Here is a 14,457-nt window from a genome sequence, read left to right as displayed (position 1 = left end):
TGATCCGCACCGTGAAAGCGAGTAGCAAAAAAGCTGAGTAATTGCTCAGAATACTGTCATGAACTGCGGCGGAACCGCCCACGACGGTCATCCGCGGACGGGCTGCGCGCGGCGCTCCCTGCCGTCGGCGACCACCGGCCCACCGCTCCTGCCGAACCACCGGAAGGACCCCTTCATGACGCCCACCGACACCCGCCCCCGGCGGATCTCCCCCGACGAGGTGCGGGCCCGCCTCGGTGAGCCCGACGCCATGAACGAGGCGAAGAAGACCGGCCGACTCGACCGGCACGTCTGCCGGTTCATCGCCCACTCGCCGTTCCTGACGATGGCCACCGCTGACGCCGAAGGGCGCGCGGACTGCTCACCCCGGGGCGACCACCCGGGCTTCGTGAAGGTCCTCGACGAGCACACCCTTGCCCTGCCCGACCGGCCCGGCAACAAGATCGCCGACTCGTTCACCAACCTCGCCGAGAACGACGGCATCGGGCTGCTCTTCCTGATCCCCGGGGTGCGCGAGGTGCTGCGGGTCAACGGCCGCGCCCACGCCACCGACGAGCCGGATGTCCTCGCCCGGATGGAGACGCAGGGCAAGCGGCCGGTGCTCGCCATCGTCGTCGAGGTGGACGAGGCGTTCTTCCACTGCGGCCGCGCCCTGCTCCGGTCCCGACTGTGGGACCCCGCCAGCCAGGCCCTCGCCGAGGAGATGCCCTCGGTCGGCGAGGTCGTCACCGACCAACTCGGCCTGGACGTCGCACCGGAGGCGTTCGAGGCACAGCTCGAGGACGCCTACCGCAAGCTCTACTGACCCGCCCCGAAGGGACCTCCTGTTGACCACCCCCGAAGGGACCCCCAGATGACAACACCGACCCAGGCGACCGTCGTCGACCGCATCGACCCCGTCGCCGAGGGCGTCGTCTCCCTGACCCTGCGCGGCGCCGACGGGCCCCTCGCGCCCTGGGAGCCGGGTGCCCACATCGACCTGCGGCTGCCCAACTGGCTCACCCGGCAGTACTCCCTGTGCGGAAACCCGGCCGACCTGGACACCTACCGCGTCGCCGTCCGCCACGACCGTCTCAGCCGGGGCGGCTCGGAGTACATCCACCGCCATCTGCGCCGGGGCCGGCCGCTCACCGTGTCGACCCCGCGCAACCACTTCCCGCTGCTGCCCGCGCGGCGGTACCTGTTCCTGGCCGGCGGGATCGGCATCACACCCGTCGCGCCGATGCTCCGGGCCGCCGCGCGGGCGGGGGTGCCGGCGGATCTGGTGTACGCGGGGCCCTCGCCGGAGGTCATGCCGTTCGCCGCCGAACTCCTCGCCGAGCACGCGGAGTCGGTGCGGGTCGTCGCCACCCGGAGCCAGGGGAGGCCGGACCTGGGGGCGCTGGCCGCGGAGCTGGACGCGGGCACTCTGGTGTACTGCTGCGGTCCGGCCTCGCTGCTGGCGGCGGCCGAGGCGGTGTTCCCCGCGGAACGGCTGCACGTGGAGCGTTTCCGTCCGTCGGTCAGACCGGCCGGCCCCGACGTCGCGTTCGAGGCCGTCTGCGGCAGGTCGGGCAGGACGGTCCCGGTCCCGGCGGACGAGTCGCTGCTCGACGCGCTGACCCACGCCGGATACCCGCTGTCCGCCGGCTGTCGGGAAGGCGTCTGCGGCAGCTGCGAGATCGCCGTCGTCGAGGGCGACATCGACCACCGCGACGACATCGGCGCCCCCGCGGGCCGGATGTATCCGTGCGTCTCGCGCGCACGCTCCGCGCGCATCGTCGTGGACCTGTGAGCGGGGTGGGGGCCGACCTCAGGGACTGAGGCCGGGAAGGCTGATCGTGGACAAGTCTTTGCCCGTGGCCGGAATTCTTCGTTCCGGGCGGGTCCGCGTCCCCGGATCTGCCCGGTAGGCGGATGTGGCGCCCCCACGGGACGTCGTCTCACCCCGGTAAAGAGCGGCCGAAATCGCGAGGGTCGAAGCGAGGGGTCCGTTCCGTGCGGCGTTGACCGTACGCAGTCGCAGGCGCACGCTGCAGAGGTAGGTGCTAGATACATCTAGTGCGGCAGGGGAAGGAAAAGCGCATGTGCGGCATCACCGGCTGGGTCTCCTTCGACCGTGATCTGACGGCCGAGTCCACCACTCTGGACGCCATGACCGAGACGATGTCCTGCCGCGGTCCCGACGACCGCGGCACCTGGACCGGCGGGCCCGCCGGTCTCGGGCACCGCCGTCTGGCGATCATCGATCTGCCCGGCGGCCGGCAGCCCATGACGGTCGAGACGCCCACCGGCACCGTCGCCCTCGTCTACTCCGGGGAGACGTACAACTTCACCGAGCTCCGCCGCGAACTGGCCGATCGAGGCCACCGGTTCACCACCGCGTCGGACACCGAGGCCGTGCTGCGCGGCTACCTCGAATGGGGTGAGGGCGTCGCGGAGCGGCTCAACGGCATGTACGCCTTCGCCATCTGGGACGCACGCGACGACAAGCTCGTCATGATCCGGGACCGCATGGGCATCAAGCCCTTCTACTACTACGAGACCCCCGACGGCGTCCTGTTCGGCTCCGAGCCCAAGGCGATCCTCGCCAATCCGCTGGCCCGGCGGCGCGTCACCCTGGACGGTCTGCGCGAGCTGTTCGCCGTCGTCAAGACGCCCGGCCACGCGGTGTGGGACGGCATGCGCGAGGTCGAGCCCGGCACCGTCGTGAGCGTCGACCGCGCAGGACTGCGCCGGCACGTCTACTGGTCGCTGCGCACCCGTCCGCACACGGACGACCGCGACACGTCGATCGCCACGGTGCGCGAGCTCCTCGAGGACATCGTGCGCCGCCAGCTCGTCTCCGACGTGCCGCGCTGCACGCTGCTCTCCGGCGGCCTCGACTCCTCGGCGATGACCGCCCTCGCCGCCCGGCAACTGGCCGAAGCGGGTGAGACGGTACGCAGCTTCGCCGTCGACTTCGTCGGCCAGACCGACAACTTCGTCGCCGACGAGCTGCGCGGCACGCCCGACACCCCCTACGTGCACGACGTGGCGGAGTCCGCGGGCACCGAGCACCGCGACATCGTCCTGGACTCGCACGCCCTCGCCGACCCCGACGTACGCGCCAGGATGATCCGCGCACGGGACATACCCATGGGCTTCGGCGACATGGACGCCTCCCTCTACCTGCTGTTCCGTGCCATCCGTGAACACTCCACGGTCGCGCTGTCCGGGGAGTCCGCCGACGAGGTCTTCGGCGGCTATCTGCAGTTCTTCGACGAGGAGGCGCGGGCCGCCGACACCTTCCCGTGGCTGGTGAAGTTCGCCGACCACTTCGGGGACGAGTCCGGCGTGCTGCGCCCCGAGCTCACCGCGGCGCTCGACCTGCCGGGCTACGTCGAGCGGAGCTACGCGGCGGCCGTCGCCGGCGTCCGGCGCCTCGACGGCGAGAGCGACTTCGAGTTCCGGATGCGGAAGATGAGCTACCTGCACCTGACCCGGTTCGTGCGCATCCTGCTCGACCGCAAGGACCGCGCCAGCATGGCCGTCGGCCTCGAGGTGCGGGTGCCCTTCTGCGACCACCGGCTGGTGGAGTACGTCTACAACACGCCCTGGTCGCTGAAGTCCTTCGACGGCAGGGAGAAGAGCCTGCTGCGCGAGGCGACCGCCGACGTGCTGCCGCGCTCGGTCTACGACCGGGTGAAGAGCCCGTACCCCTCGACGCAGGACCCCAAGTACGCCGTCGCCCTCCAGGAGCACGTCAAGAAGCTGCTCGCCCAGCCCGAGCACCCGGTCTTCCGGCTGGTGGACCGGGAGCGGGCGGCGCGGGCCGCCGAGCGGGGCGGGGCGCAGATCACCCAGGCCTCCCGGCGCGATCTGGAGCGGACCCTGGACCTGGCGATCTGGCTGGAGCTCTACGAGCCGGAGATCGTCCTGTCCTGAGTCTCCTCACCGGCCGGCCCGGCTCCGCACCCTCCGGAACCGTCGTCGCGCTCCGCCGACGCGGCGAGCGTGTCGAGGAACCGCTGGAGCGCCGGGGTCCCGTCCGGGCCGAGACCCCGCTGGACCGGCGGCACGGCCGCTCCGCGCCGGGTGTCGGACGACTGGCACGGGCCGGGCTGTTCCTCGGCCCGGACGGTCACGGCACGGCGGATGAACTCGGCCACCGGCACTCCGAGCCGGTCCGCGTGGCTCAGGATCGCGGCGTACTCGTCGGGCGTGAACAAGACCTGCACAGGCTTGGCACCGTCCATGGACGCATGATGCCGCTCGGGCGGATGTGACGCGATGCGGTTGGCATATTCGCCCTCGAAGGCGTGAAAACAGCGGAAGCCGCCCACGTCAATGGGGTGCGGCCCCGACCGGACGGGGGAATCTCGGTCGGGGCCACACTATGTTCAACGATAAACCATGGGCGCGGGTTCCCTGGCCGGGGGGCCCGGTGGTGTGAGCTGTGTTACGCCCGTGGCGTCTCCGTCGCGCTCGGCGGCGTCCCCCGCGCCGTCACCGGCGTACGAGCATGATCACCGAAGCCGTGATGCCGACGACGACGATGAAGGCGCGCATTGCCACCGGGGGGAGTCTGCGGCCGTAGCGCGCGCCGATCAGGCCGCCCGCCGTCGAGCCCAGCGCGATCAGTCCCGCGGCCGTCCAGTCGATGTCCGCCACGATGATGAAGAGGATGGCGGCGACGCCGTTCACGAGCGAGGCGAGCACGTTCTTCGCGGCGTTCAGCCGCTGCAGGTCGTCCAGGAGGAAGGCGCCGAACAGGCCCATGAGCAGAACCCCCTGGGCGGCGCCGAAATAGCCCCCGTAGATGCCGGTGGCGAGGATCCCGCACCACATCGGAATCCCGCCGTCCGTGCGCGCGGGAGTCCCGCGCTCCTTGAGCCTGCGGGCCAGCCGGGGCTGCAGCAGCACCAGGACGCAGGCGGTCAGGATGAGGGCCGGGACCACCGCCTGGAAGGCGTCGGCGGGCAGCTTCAACAGGAGCAGCGCGCCGATCAGGCCGCCGATGAGGGAGGCCGTGCCGAACCGCACCAGCCGCCTGAACTGCCCCTTCATCTCCCGGCGGTAGCCGTACGCGGCGCTCAGCGCGCCCGGCACCAGGCCGATGTTGTTCGACACGTTGGCGAGGACCGGTGGGAAACCGAAGGCGAGCAGGGTGGGGAAGGTGATGAGCGTCCCGGATCCGACCACCGCGTTGATGCTGCCTGCCGCGACGCCGGCGATTCCGACGGCCACCATTTCGAGCGGTTCCACCTGTCACCTTTTCTGCCGTGTGCGGGGTTCCGTCGGCTGGAGCCGTGTCCGCGCCCCGGGCCGGGGCCCGTCGCCGGGTCGCCGCCCGGGTCAGCAACGATCTTGGTGCACGGCGGAAACCCAAGTCAATCCTCGGGTTTACTTGCAACCATCTAAGGGATACCTAGGGGCGGCGCGGGGGGCCGATGACACGCATACCCAGGAGCACCTTCACACATCTCCGGTCGGCAGCCGGGCGGCGCGCGTCCGCAGATGGTCGGCCTCGGGGCGGCCGAGGGTGCCCCGAGGCCGCCAGGCGATAGGCGGCCCGGGCGCCTTCGGTGTCGCACGCCTTCTCCAGGAGGTGGGCGCGCACCGCCACCATCCGGTGATGGCCCGTCAGCCGCTCCTCCAGTACGGCAAGTTCGGCGAGGCCGACGTGTGGGCCGTGCACCAGGGCGCAGGCCCGCTCGACGAGCAGGACCGCGGCCGCTGGCACCGGCGGGCGATCGACGAGGGCACGGCGCTCGTCGGGGAGGCGCGCCCCCAAGGCCCGTCGGGCGCCTATCAGTTGCAGGCGGCGATCGCGGCCCTGCACGACGAGGCCCCGACGGGATCAGCTCGCCGTGCGGTCCGGTCCTCGCGGCCGTACGGCGGTGTCGACGTCCGCCGGGGCGCGGTTCTCACCCGGTGGGGGAGCGGTGAAGGCGTCCCTTGGGGTGAGCGGCGCCGCGTCCCCCTCGCGCCGCCGACGCGCCTCGTGGGCCCGCGCGAGCTCGGTGAGCTCCTGCCCGTCGACGGGTCCGGAACGGCGGGCCGCCCGAACCCCGCGGCTCATCCGATGTGCACGGGGGCCGCGCCCTCGGCCGCTTCCTGCTTGCCGGCCGTGATGGCCAGGCCGGTGACCAGGAGACCTGCCAGGAACATGACGCCCGCACCGACGAAGGCCAGCGTGTAGCCGTGCGTCAGCGCGTCGGCCGCCTTGGCCACCAGGGCGTGGTCCCCGGTGGCCGCTCCCCGGTAGAGCGAGGCGGCGGCGTCGGGCAGCCGGTCGTCGGCGGCCGAGGTGGAGATCGTCGCCAGGACGGCGAGTCCCAGGGCGCCGCCGATCTGCTGGGCGGTGTTGAGGAGCGCGGAGGCGATGCCCGTCTCCTGGTGGCCGACGCCGCTGACGGCGCCCAGTGTCATCGGTACGAAGCCCATGCCGAGGCCGAGCGCGGTCACGAACATCGCCGGCATCAGATGGCCCGTGTACGAGGAGTCGGGTGTGAGCGTGGCGAACCAGAACATGCCCGCTGCCGCCACCAGCAGCCCGGGCCCGGCGATCGCGCGCGGCGCGAGCCGGGTGACCAGCTTGGCGCTGACGGCCGCCGCGACCCCCATGCCCAGGCTGAACGGCAGGTTGGCGAAGCCGGTCTTGACCGCGCTGTAGCCGAGGATCAACTGCATGTAGAGGGTGAGGAAGTAGAAGGTGGCGATCATGCCGGCGCCGATGAACAGCATCGTGGCATACGACCCCGAGCGGTTGCGGTCCCGGAAGAGCCGCAGCGGCATCATCGGGTGCGTGGTGCGGCTCTGGACGATCAGGAAGGCGCTGAGCAGGACGGCGGCGACTGCGAAGCAGGACAGGGCCAGGCCGTCGGTCCAGCCGTGTTCGCCGCCGCGGGTGATGCCGTAGACCAGGGCGAGAAGGCCGCCGGTGCCGGAGACGGTGCCGGGGATGTCGAGGCGGCCCTGGTGGCGTTCGGCCTCGACCAGCGTCTTGGTCCCGGCGAGGACGGCCAGGCCGATGGGGATGTTCACGAAGAACACCCACCGCCAGTCCAGGGCGTCGGTGAGGACGCCGCCGAGCAGCAGTCCCACGGTGGCGCCGATGCCGGCCATCGCGGCGTAGACGCCCATCGCCTTGTTGCGCGGCTTGCCCTCGGGGAACGTCGTGGCGATCAGCGACAGGGCGCTGGGCGCCGCGACGGCGGCGCCGACGCCCTGCATGATGCGGGCGCCGATCAGCAGGCCCTCGTTCGGGGCCAGTCCGCCGAGCAGCGAGGCCAGGGTGAACAGGGCGATGCCCACCTGGAACATCCGCCGGCGCCCGAAGAGGTCACCGGCCCGGCCGCCGAGCAGCAACAGGCCGCCGAAGGCCAGCGCGTAGGAGTTGACGACCCAGGCCAGATTCGCGTCGGAGACGTGCAGTGCGGTCTGGATGCTCGGCAGGGCGATGTTGGTGATGGTGCCGTCGAGCACCACCATCAGCTGGGCCGCGGCGATCACGAACAGGGCCAGGCCCAGGTGCCGGCCACCGGGCGGGGTGCCGGCCGGGGCACCGAGGGAGTCCGTCGGTGCGGAGGGGGTGACAGCCGTGCTGTCAGCAGACATGAAAGGGCTCCAGAACGAGGCTCGGACATATTTCACCGGAACGGGAAGCGGCAGTGAAAGGCGCGTTTCCCTTTCGGTGCGAGGGGCGCGGAGAAGGGCTGTGGCTAGACGCTGGAATGCGGTCCTACTGAGGACGAGAGAAAACCCTAGCACTGGATTCCCGCAGGTCGGGGCCAAGGTTTCGGCAATCGAGCGATACTCGACGGCGGACTTGACTTTTGCGTCTCTTTCCTAGGCCACTGACTTTTGCGGGGTTTCTCGATTTCACTTGCATTCTCGTTCGAGTTGTGAGCAATAGGTTTTCTGATGGGTCATCAGTTTGTGGCTCGTTGCTCACACTTTCCGCGAAAAGGCAAGTTGAACTAATGTCGTCGCAGGTGGTCCCGCGCCGTCGAGGCGGGTGACGGGGCAAGCAGTGGAGCGGGTTGAGGGGGTGGCGTGTGGCCATCGACATCGGGGTGTTCCTGCCGAATCCGGCGAGGGGCGGTTCGGGGCGGGCCGACGACTGCGCCGCCGCGGCGCGCCGTGCCGAAAGGCTGGGCTTCGCATCGGTGTGGGCGAGCGACGACCCGGCGGGCGGCGCGTCGGCGCCGGACGCGGTGGCCGCCCTGAGCGCGGCCGCGGCGGCGACCACCCGTACCAGGGTGGGCTACGGCGTCCCGACGGTCTCCGTGGAGGAGGCCGATCACCTCGCCGAGCGGCTTGCGCACCTGCAATCCCGCTCCGGCGGACGGGTGTTGCTGGGGGTGGGCGCCGGTGGCTCGTACGACGAGGGCGACGCGGAGCGCGACGAGCGGACCGATCGCGGGCTGGAGCGGCTGCGCGATCTGCTCGCGGAGACTTACACCACGGCCGGCGGGGCGAAGTCCGCGCTCGGCTCCCGCGTGCCGTGGCCGCCCTGTCTGATCGGCGGAGGGTCGGAGGCTTCCCTGCGGCGGGCGGCCCGTCACAACGGCTGGTTCCCCGGCCTCGCCTCGCCCGCGGATCTCGCCGGTGCGCGCCCGCGGCTGAACGCCCTGGCCGCCGCGTCCCACGGCATCACACAGCCGACGATGAGCACCGCGGTCCCCGCGGCCCTGTGCCCCGCCGGCGAGGCCGACCGGCAAGCCTCGCGGGTCGGTCACCTCCTGAGCCGCTACGGCGTCGACGTGGAGCGCGGCGCCGCCCTGCTGATCGGCGCCGAACCGGGACAGGCCGCCGCGGCGATCGTCGAGTACGCGCGGGCGGGGGCGGACCGGCTCGTTCTGCGCCTGCCCGACTCCGACTGGCGGACGCAGTACGAACTCGTCGCACAGGCAGCCCGGTTGGCACGTTCTGTGCTGCCGCTCCGGTCCACCGCCACCGCCGGGAGCCAGACCGGCTGCGGAGGCTGGGCGCGCGTCACCCTCGACGTCGAACGGCAGTCCGGGGCGGGGGAGGAGTCGGGGACGTACTCCTTCGTCAATCCCCTCGGCGCGGACCACCTTGAGGACGAGTTCGCGGCGGCTCTGGAGGAGGGCGTGCGCGAAGGACTCGGGGGCGAGGCCCGCACGGTCCGGGTGCACCGGGCATGGGTGCACGCGGTCGACGCGAACGAGTCGGTGTTCCGCAGGGTGGGTCGCCAGGCGGTCGCGGAAGCGTTGATCGCGGAACGCGCCGGCACGGATCGGTGAGGGGCGGTGCGTCTGGGCTGAGGGTCGCTGCGACCCACTGACTCGGCCGGCGTAAAAGCAACCGCTCAAGCGTCGGGTGCTGCCTGGTCGGCCCCGCTCCGCGCGGGTGGCCGGCGCAGCAGCCCGGCCGACTTCCGCCAGGTCCAAGCGACGTCCGCCCAGCCCGGGCGACGGGCCCAGCCAGGTCGGGCAACCCCGCCGAGCCGCCCCGCTCACCGACTCCGCGTCGCCCCGCCCAGCCGCTCCTCGTCCGTATCCCCGGCCCGGCCCGGCGCACCGCCCCCGTTCCCTCCCGCCCCCTCGCGCTTCTCGTCACCGTGGCCGGGCCACCACGCCGCATGGCCGATGAGGGCCGTGAGCGCCGGGGTGAAGACCATCGCCATGACGAACGCGGCGATGACGATGCCGAAGGAGAGCGAGAAACCCATCTGCGAGAGCGTGGAGTTGCCCGCGAGCATCAGCGTCGCGAACGTACCGGCGAGGATCACGCCGGCCGAACCGATCGTGGGCCCGGAGTGACGCACCGCCGTACCCGCCGCGTCGCGCGGAGTCCGTCCCTCCCGTGCCTCCTCGCGCAGCCGCGACACCATCAGGATGTTGTAGTCCGTGCCGAGCGCGACGACGAACAAGTACATGATCACCGGCAGCATGAACATGAGCCCGGGCTGGCTGCCGATCCGCTGGAAGAGCAGTGATGTCGCGCCGAGGGTCGCGCCGAAGCCGAGCGCGACGGACAGCATCAGGTACCAGGGCGCCACCAGGCTGCGCAGCAGCAGCCCGAGGATGACCATGATGGCCAGCGCCGCCACCGGGAAGACCACCGAGTAGTCGCGGTCCACCGCCTTGTTGATGTCGACGTACACGGCCGTCGTGCCGCCGACGAGGGCCCGCGTGCCGGTCGGCGCGTCGTCGTGGGCGGCGGGCCGCAGCCGGTCCTTGACGGTCGCCAGCGCCTTGTCCGAGGCGGGCGGGTCCGTGAGGATCACGGAGTACGAGGCCGTCGCGCGGTCCGGGCTCAGCTTCGGAGCGGCGACCTCGCCCACTCCCGTCACGCCGGAGAGCCGCTCCCGGAAGGCGGCGGCAGCGGACGGCGCCAGCGGCTCGTCGGCGGTGGAGGTCAGATACACGGAGGTCGGGTCGGTGCTGCCCGCGGGGAAGCCCTTCTGCAGGTCGTCCAGGGCGACCATCGACTCCTTGTCCTTGGGCAGCGAGGATCCGGCCAGGTCGAAGTTGGCCCGGTAGCCGAGCGCGCCGAGCGTGAGCGCGCCCATGACGAGTGCGGAGACCAGCGCCCACACGGCGGGCCTGCGGGCCACGGACGCGCCGAGCCCCGCGAACCCCGTGCCGTGCGGCTCACGTTGCCAGGACTTCGACGGCCAGAACACCTTCGTGCCCAGCAGCGAGACCACGGCCGGGACGAGGGTGAGGCCGGCGAGCAGCGTCACGAACACGGCGATGGCCAGGGCCGGGCCCATCGACTGCAGCATGCCGAGCGAGGAGAGCGTCAGCGCGGCGAAGGCGACGATGACCGCGCCCGCCGCCGACGTGATGGCCTCGCCGACCCGCTCGACGGCGTGCACCATGCCGCCCTTGACGTCCTCGCCCGAGCGCAGGGCCTCCCGGTACCGGAAGAGCAGGAAGAGGATGTAGTCCGTGCCGACGCCGAACAGGACGACGGTCAGCAGCTCCTGGATCGAGGAGTCCGCCTTCATGCCGAAGGCCTTGTTGGCGGAGGCGATCAGACCGGTGGCCATCGGCGAGATCAGACCGATGAGAACCACGGGGAGCAGCGCGATGATCGGGCTGCGGAAGATCACCAGCAGCAGTACGACGATGATGACGATCGTGCCGACCCCGACCAGCAGGCCGGCCCGCTTCGACGCGTCGCTCTCGTCGAGCGCCTGCGCCGCCGATCCGGTGATGCCGGCGGACAGGTCCGTGCCCTTCAACTCCGGCTTCAGATCGGTCCGCAGCTGCTTCACCGCGTCCTGCTGCGCGGTGTCCTCGGGGTCGGTGATCTTCGGCATCGCGACGACCGACGTCTGCACGCGCTTGTCGGGTGAGACCTGGCCCGGCACGACGGCCTGCACCTCGGGGATCTTCCGCTCCTGCAGATCCTGCGAGACGCGCCGCACGTCGGCGGAGTCGGCCGTGGTCAGGTTTGCGCCGTCGGAGCGCTGGAAGACGATGATCGCGCCGATGTTCCGCTGCCGCGGGAAGTCCTTCTCCTGCACGTTTGCGGCGCGAATCGACTCGTAGTGGCCGGGAAGGAAACTCGCCTCGTCACTGCTGGAGGTCAGCTTCGGCGCCAGTGAGATCACCGCGCCGGCCGCGACCACCCACGCCAGGACGATCCACCAGGGGCGGCGCACCACGAATCGGCCCAGACCAGAGAACATCGGCTACTGCCTCTCCTCGCCCCCGAGGCACACAGTCGTGTTCCGCCCAGCATCGGCCGGGCCGGGCGGCCCCGCCACTCGAACCACCGGTTTCCGGTCGTTCGCGGGCGGGCGGGGCGCCCGGGCGACTCAGAAGTTGATCATGTGCCCGGCCAGGCCGTGCACCGCTTCCTTGACGGCCTCGCCCAGGGTCGGGTGGGCGTGGACGTTGCGCGCCACCTCGTGGACGGTGAGGTCCCACTGCTGGGCCAGGGTCAGCTCGGGCAGCAGCTCGGTGACGTCCGGACCGATCAGGTGGGCACCGATGATCTCGCCGTGCGTGTCGTCGCTGATGATCTTCACGAAGCCAACGGTGTCGCCGAGGCCGTGCGCCTTGCCGTTCGCCTGGAACGGGAACTTCGCGACCTTGACGTCGAAGCCCTTCTCCTTGGCCTGCGCCTCCGTCCAGCCGAAGCTGGCGATCTGCGGCTGCGAGTACGTGGCGCGCGGGATCATCGGGTAGTCGAGTTCCATCGTCTCGGCGTCCGCGAGGGTCTCCGCGGCCACCACGCCCATGGCCTCGGCGGTGTGCGCCAGCATCAGCTTGGCGGTGACATCGCCGATGGCGTAGATGTGCGGCACGCTGGTGCGGCAGCGGCCGTCGACCTCGATGGCGCCGCGCTCGGTGAGCGCCACGCCCGTCGCCTCCAGGCCGAAGCCGCTCACGTTCGGCGCGAAACCGATGGCCTGCAGGACCTTGTCGGCCTCCAGGATCTGCTCCTTGCCGTCCTTGCCCGTGACGGTGACCTTGACCTGCTCACCCGACTCGTCGATCGACTCCACGCGCGTCGAGGTCAGCACGTCGATGCCGAGCTTGCGGTACTGCTTCGCCAGCTCCTTGGAGACGTCCGCGTCCTCCAGCGGCGCGACCCGGTCCAGGAACTCGACGATGGTGACCTTCACGCCGTAGTTGTGCAGGACGTACGCGAACTCGATGCCGATCGCGCCCGCTCCCGCGATCACGATGGAGCGCGGCAGGGTGTCGGCGAGGATCTGCTCCTCGTACGTCACCACGCGCTCGCTGCGGCTCGTGCCGGGCAGCAGGCGGGGGGTGGCACCGGTGGCGATGACGCAGTTCTCGAAGCCGATCGTGGCGGTCGAGCCGTCGGACTTCGCCACCCGCAGCGTGTTCGCGTCCAGGAAGGTGCCCCGGCCGTCGAACTCCGTGATGCCGTTCTTCTTCATCAGGAAGTGGACACCCTTGACCCGGCCGTCCGCGACCGTGCGGCTGCGGCTGAACGCCTCGCCGTAGTCGAAGGAGACCTGCCCGTCGACCTTGATGCCGTACGTCTTCTGCTCGTGCGTGAAGAGGTGGGCGAGCTCGGCGTTGCGCAGCAGGGCCTTGGTCGGGATGCAGCCGACGTTGAGACAGACACCACCCCAGTACTTCTCCTCGACGACTGCCACTCGCTTGCCCAGCTGGGCGGCGCGGATGGCGGCGACGTAGCCGCCGGGTCCTGCGCCGAGCACGACGACGTCGAAGCGGTCTTCCATGGGGAGGTCCTCTCTGGGTGGTACGGGTCCGGTGGTACGGATGGCTCTTGGCACGATCATCCGCCATGCGCGGGCCCACCGGCCCGCCGGGTGGGACACGCCACAGTCCGCACCGGCCCCCGTACCCGAGCGGGACCCATGGCGCCGCGCCAACCACCCTTCCCCATAAGTGTGTTGGAGATTCGACAGTTGGTTCACCCGAACGTGGATCACCGGCTAGTGTCGCGAGCGGGAACACGTTCCGTACATGCCACGGGAAAGGTGGAGAGCGCGCTGTGGAGAGTGACGACCGGCCCGAGACGATGTCCATCCCCTACGACGTCCCGACCTCGGCGCGCGGCTACGGCTGGATGCTGGGCGGCAAGGACAACTACGAGGTGGACCGCGACTTCATCCTCTCCACCGTCCCCTCGTTCCCCGAGGTCGTCGACATCTGTCGGCAGAACCGCCAGTTCCTCTACCGCGCGGTGCGTCACCTGACGCGCGAGCGGGGCATCCGGCAGTTCATCGACATGGGCTGCGGACTTCCCACCGACAACAACGTCCACCAGGTCGCCCAGCGCTTCGCGTCCGACGCCCGCGTCGTCTACGTGGACATCGACCCGATCGTCCTCGCCCACGGGCGCGCGCTGCTCGCCGACGACTCCTCCACGACGGTCATCATGGGGGACATGCGGGACCAGGACGCCATCCTGAACCACCCCGACGTGCGACGTCTCATCGACTTCGACGAGCCGGTCGCCACGCTGTTCCTGTCCGTCGGGCACCACCTCGTCGACGCCGACGATCCCGGCCGCATCCTGCGCACCGTCATCGACCGCGCGGCGCCCGGCAGTTTCGTCGGCTTCTCGCAGGTCATCTGCGAGGACCCGGTGCGTGGCGCGGCGATGACCGAGCACATCGCCGGCGGCGGCGTGCCGTGGCAGACCCGCACGCCCGCCGAGGTCGACGTCCTGCTCGAAGGACTCGAAGCCGTGGATCCCGGCGTGGTCAACCTCGTCGACTGGCGCCCCGACCCCGACCAGCCCGCCCTGGAGCCGGTCGACCCCGACCTCGTGCCCTACCTCGGCGTGACCGAGGCCAACAAGGGGATCTACGAGTACGGCGGAGTGCTGCGCAAGCCGTGACGCACGGTTGACCTGCGGGACCGACGGTCCCACAATGGCGACCATGATCCAGCACCTGACCGCCGCCGCACGGACGTTCGATGTCCCGTGGCGGCGCGGGTGCGAGCGATCGGGCCGCTAGCTGTACGGAGCCCCGCTCCCCGCAGCCCGCCCGCTCCCGCACCC

Annotated in this window: 12 protein-coding genes and 1 pseudogene; 6 read left to right on the top strand and 7 right to left on the bottom strand. The window is 71.0% G+C overall.

What is annotated here, in order from left to right; genetic code table 11:
* The first annotated feature begins 175 nt into the window (after positions 1–175).
* The 3 genes from ACZ6B8_RS17170 to asnB all read left to right on the top strand — a co-directional run bounded on the left by ACZ6B8_RS17170 (position 176) and on the right by asnB (position 3,906).
* Positions 176–805, top strand: a complete 630-nt coding sequence (locus ACZ6B8_RS17170; protein ID WP_471083468.1) for an MSMEG_1061 family FMN-dependent PPOX-type flavoprotein — start codon at positions 176–178, stop codon at positions 803–805.
* Between the two features lie 48 nt (positions 806–853).
* Positions 854–1,774, top strand: a complete 921-nt coding sequence (locus tag ACZ6B8_RS17165) for a PDR/VanB family oxidoreductase (protein ID WP_471607705.1) — start codon at positions 854–856, stop codon at positions 1,772–1,774.
* Positions 1,775–2,064: 290 nt separating this feature from the next.
* Positions 2,065–3,906, top strand: coding sequence for an asparagine synthase (glutamine-hydrolyzing) (gene asnB / locus ACZ6B8_RS17160; protein WP_471607704.1), 1,842 nt, complete (start codon positions 2,065–2,067; stop codon positions 3,904–3,906).
* Here asnB and ACZ6B8_RS17155 read toward each other — a convergent pair.
* The 3 genes from ACZ6B8_RS17155 to ACZ6B8_RS17145 form a co-directional block, all read right to left on the bottom strand.
* Positions 3,879–4,217 (bottom strand): hypothetical protein, encoded by a 339-nt coding sequence (locus ACZ6B8_RS17155; RefSeq protein WP_471083477.1) that lies wholly within the window; start codon positions 4,215–4,217, stop codon positions 3,879–3,881. The two genes, asnB and ACZ6B8_RS17155, sit on opposite strands and share 28 nt — an antisense overlap.
* 250 nt (positions 4,218–4,467) lie before the next feature.
* Complete coding sequence (locus ACZ6B8_RS17150) at positions 4,468–5,226, bottom strand: sulfite exporter TauE/SafE family protein (protein WP_471607703.1); 759 nt, start codon at positions 5,224–5,226, stop codon at positions 4,468–4,470.
* Positions 5,227–5,389: 163 nt separating this feature from the next.
* Positions 5,390–5,704 carry a hypothetical protein gene (locus tag ACZ6B8_RS17145; RefSeq protein WP_471607936.1) on the bottom strand — a complete coding sequence of 105 codons (315 nt, stop codon included), beginning with the start codon at positions 5,702–5,704 and terminating at the stop codon, positions 5,390–5,392.
* Here ACZ6B8_RS17145 and ACZ6B8_RS17140 point away from each other — a divergent pair.
* Positions 5,672–5,812: pseudogene (locus ACZ6B8_RS17140) on the top strand (RNA polymerase sigma factor); the annotation flags it as partial. The gene ACZ6B8_RS17145 and the pseudogene ACZ6B8_RS17140 overlap by 33 nt on opposite strands.
* Before the next feature lie 9 nt (positions 5,813–5,821).
* Here ACZ6B8_RS17140 and ACZ6B8_RS17135 read toward each other — a convergent pair.
* Both ACZ6B8_RS17135 and ACZ6B8_RS17130 read right to left on the bottom strand, forming a co-directional pair.
* Positions 5,822–6,043 (bottom strand): hypothetical protein, encoded by a 222-nt coding sequence (locus ACZ6B8_RS17135; RefSeq protein ID WP_471607935.1) that lies wholly within the window; start codon positions 6,041–6,043, stop codon positions 5,822–5,824.
* The gene (locus tag ACZ6B8_RS17130; RefSeq protein WP_471607702.1) at positions 6,040–7,581 is read right to left on the bottom strand and encodes a DHA2 family efflux MFS transporter permease subunit; all 1,542 of its coding nucleotides are present in this window, start codon (positions 7,579–7,581) and stop codon (positions 6,040–6,042) included. Before ACZ6B8_RS17130 ends, ACZ6B8_RS17135 begins: the two co-directional genes overlap by 4 nt.
* Positions 7,582–8,021: 440 nt before the next feature.
* Here ACZ6B8_RS17130 and ACZ6B8_RS17125 point away from each other — a divergent pair, with 440 nt between their 5' ends.
* Positions 8,022–9,233, top strand: coding sequence for an LLM class flavin-dependent oxidoreductase (locus ACZ6B8_RS17125; protein ID WP_471607701.1), 1,212 nt, complete (start codon positions 8,022–8,024; stop codon positions 9,231–9,233).
* A 212-nt stretch (positions 9,234–9,445) separates the two neighbouring features.
* Here the strand turns inward: ACZ6B8_RS17125 and ACZ6B8_RS17120 are convergent, their stop codons facing one another.
* Both ACZ6B8_RS17120 and lpdA read right to left on the bottom strand, forming a co-directional pair.
* Entirely contained in the window at positions 9,446–11,632 is a 2,187-nt protein-coding gene (locus ACZ6B8_RS17120; RefSeq protein ID WP_471607700.1) for an MMPL family transporter, read from the bottom strand.
* Between the two features lie 129 nt (positions 11,633–11,761).
* A complete protein-coding gene (gene lpdA, locus ACZ6B8_RS17115) occupies positions 11,762–13,165 on the bottom strand; it encodes a dihydrolipoyl dehydrogenase (RefSeq protein WP_471607699.1) in 1,404 nt (467 codons plus the stop codon).
* 275 nt (positions 13,166–13,440) lie between these two features.
* Here lpdA and ACZ6B8_RS17110 point away from each other — a divergent pair, with 275 nt between their 5' ends.
* A complete protein-coding gene (locus tag ACZ6B8_RS17110) occupies positions 13,441–14,292 on the top strand; it encodes an SAM-dependent methyltransferase (RefSeq protein WP_471083495.1) in 852 nt (283 codons plus the stop codon).
* Positions 14,293–14,457: the final 165 nt, after the last annotated feature.

The organism is Streptomyces sp. NPDC041122 (genome assembly GCF_055592445.1).
Note: the sequence above shows the minus strand (reverse complement) of the source record. Positions and strands in the feature narration are given on the sequence as shown.

Excerpts from the sequence above, each read along its gene's own strand:
- ACZ6B8_RS17130 (WP_471607702.1), bottom strand. The coding sequence starts at position 7,581 with ATGTCTGCTGACAGCACGGCTGTCACCCCCTCCGCACCGACGGACTCC.
- ACZ6B8_RS17120 (WP_471607700.1), bottom strand. The coding sequence starts at position 11,632 with ATGTTCTCTGGTCTGGGCCGATTCGTGGTGCGCCGCCCCTGGTGGATC.
- ACZ6B8_RS17135 (WP_471607935.1), bottom strand. The coding sequence starts at position 6,043 with ATGAGCCGCGGGGTTCGGGCGGCCCGCCGTTCCGGACCCGTCGACGGG.
- lpdA (WP_471607699.1), bottom strand. The coding sequence starts at position 13,165 with ATGGAAGACCGCTTCGACGTCGTCGTGCTCGGCGCAGGACCCGGCGGC.
- asnB (WP_471607704.1), top strand. The coding sequence starts at position 2,065 with ATGTGCGGCATCACCGGCTGGGTCTCCTTCGACCGTGATCTGACGGCC.
- ACZ6B8_RS17165 (WP_471607705.1), top strand. The coding sequence starts at position 854 with ATGACAACACCGACCCAGGCGACCGTCGTCGACCGCATCGACCCCGTC.
- ACZ6B8_RS17155 (WP_471083477.1), bottom strand. The coding sequence starts at position 4,217 with ATGGACGGTGCCAAGCCTGTGCAGGTCTTGTTCACGCCCGACGAGTAC.
- ACZ6B8_RS17170 (WP_471083468.1), top strand. The coding sequence starts at position 176 with ATGACGCCCACCGACACCCGCCCCCGGCGGATCTCCCCCGACGAGGTG.